This window comes from Helicobacter mesocricetorum, from assembly GCF_900198605.1.
In the GTDB taxonomy this organism is placed as follows: Bacteria; Campylobacterota; Campylobacteria; order Campylobacterales; family Helicobacteraceae; genus Helicobacter_D; species Helicobacter_D mesocricetorum.
In genome coordinates this window covers 1-1,723 of the sequence record NZ_FZPJ01000056.1, presented here as the reverse complement: position 1 = coordinate 1,723, position 1,723 = coordinate 1, and the positions used below count along the sequence as shown (strand labels likewise).

The window sequence follows — 1,723 nt, the reverse complement described above, 5'->3', positions numbered from 1 at the left end:
CCCCCCCCCCCGCTAAACTCTTCTTGTAGTTTTTTGTAGTCCATATTTTTAGATTCTCCTATCTTTTTTGCTGGAATTCCTGCAACTTTTGTAAAAGAAGGAACATCACAATTCACAAAACTGCACGCTCCAACAACCGCTCCTTTAGAGATTTTAACGCCTTGAGTAATCACGGCATTAGGTCCGATATAGCAATCATCCTCAATGATAACAGGGGCATATTCATAAGATTCTTTTCCTCCGCTAAAAGCCCATTTCACACTATTATGCGTATAAATATGCACTCCAGCAGAAATAGAACAAGAGCTTCCAATCTCTAGCCCTCCACTCCCATCAAGCACACAAAAAGGACCCACAAAGGTATGCCTCCCTACTCTAACATCTCCAAAGATATAAACATTGTCATAACAACTGCTTCCCTCTCCCCAGCCTAACTTTTTAGCCTTCTTTACTCTATCATTAAAATACTCGCTCAAAGGCAAAACACGATTATAGGCAACCTTTTTTTGATATTGCAAAAAAGAAAAGATTCTTAAAAAAGCCTTTTTTAACCTAAGCTTTCGCAAATCTTGCTCCAAAACAAGCCTCCTCTTCGTGAAAATAGACTAACTGCAAGTGATTGTCAATTCCCATTTGGCGAAATTCACTTTGCGTATAACGTTTGGCATTACTTGGAGAATACCAATCAAAGTTTGTTATTACAGAAGTATCCCAACCCAACGATTCATTATAAAAGCATTTCAAAAAGTTCCAATAAATAAACCGCTGAATGTCATATTTCCCGCCTTTAATGCCAAGCAAGGGAATCTCTGGAGATTCAAACTCCACCTTCAAGTCTTGTAGCCTCTTGCCAAGCTCACTTAACTGCTCACTCATCGCCTTTAATTCCTCAAAACTCAATTCTTTGCATTTAACCCTAAAATAATCATCCACTAACTCACGCGGCAAGGCTTTTTTGGCATACACATAACAAGCAAAATGCCCCCCCCCCCCGCAGAGTATTAGAGTCTTTTAAGATTCTTGAAAGCTCACAAAAAGTCGCCTCTGGGTTTTGCGTGTGCATAATCACAGCGTGGCAACTTACATAATCTATCACCCCACTTTTAAAAGGAGTGTTTGCGATATCTCCTTTGATAAAATAAATATTTGGAATATTTTGATACTTCTTTGCCGCCACACAAACCGCATCAGAAATATCCATTCCAACAATCAAAGTCTTTGGTGCTAAAGACGCAAACCATTCACAAAGATAGCCCAACCCACAACCCGCATCAAAAACTATGGATTGTTGTTGCAAAAAAGACGCTAAATCTTGCTCATCTTTAAAACCATAAAGCTTGAGATACCATTGCTTTTGAAAATCCCATAAAGCTTGTTGTTCCTTTTCTTTAACATTTTTATCATAAGAGACCCACTTTTGACTAAACACATCCGCTGTTTGGGATTGATTCTCCTCTTTTATGCTTTTTAGGGTATTAGCAAAGTTCCCCTCAAAAACAATCTTTTCTTTAAAAATATCTCCAAGCATTTCTACTCCTTTTTACTCTAACAAGGCTTTAATATAATTTGCGCATTTTACCACAACTTTATTATGTTGAGGGCTTTCCCAAAGCTTCTTTTAAGATTCTTTACTCGCAATTATCACCCTTCTTTTGTCATTATAAAAGCTTTAGTTAAAATCCAAATCATTCCTTTGCTATTTTAAAAAATGCAAAACACGACT

Annotated in this window: 3 protein-coding genes; all 3 read right to left on the bottom strand. The window is 37.5% G+C overall.

Annotated features, from left to right (window positions below):
* Positions 1-578, bottom strand: a 578-nt coding sequence (locus tag C6H18_RS08945) for an acyltransferase (RefSeq protein ID WP_104722763.1), incomplete at its 3' end; no start/stop codon positions are given.
* Entirely contained in the window at positions 553-966 is a 414-nt protein-coding gene (locus tag C6H18_RS08940; protein ID WP_104722751.1) for a hypothetical protein, read from the bottom strand. The genes C6H18_RS08945 and C6H18_RS08940, both read right to left, overlap by 26 nt.
* Positions 938-1,528, bottom strand: a complete 591-nt coding sequence (locus C6H18_RS08935; protein ID WP_104722750.1) for a class I SAM-dependent methyltransferase — start codon at positions 1,526-1,528, stop codon at positions 938-940. The genes C6H18_RS08940 and C6H18_RS08935 overlap by 29 nt, the downstream gene beginning before the upstream one ends.
* Positions 1,529-1,723: the final 195 nt, after the last annotated feature.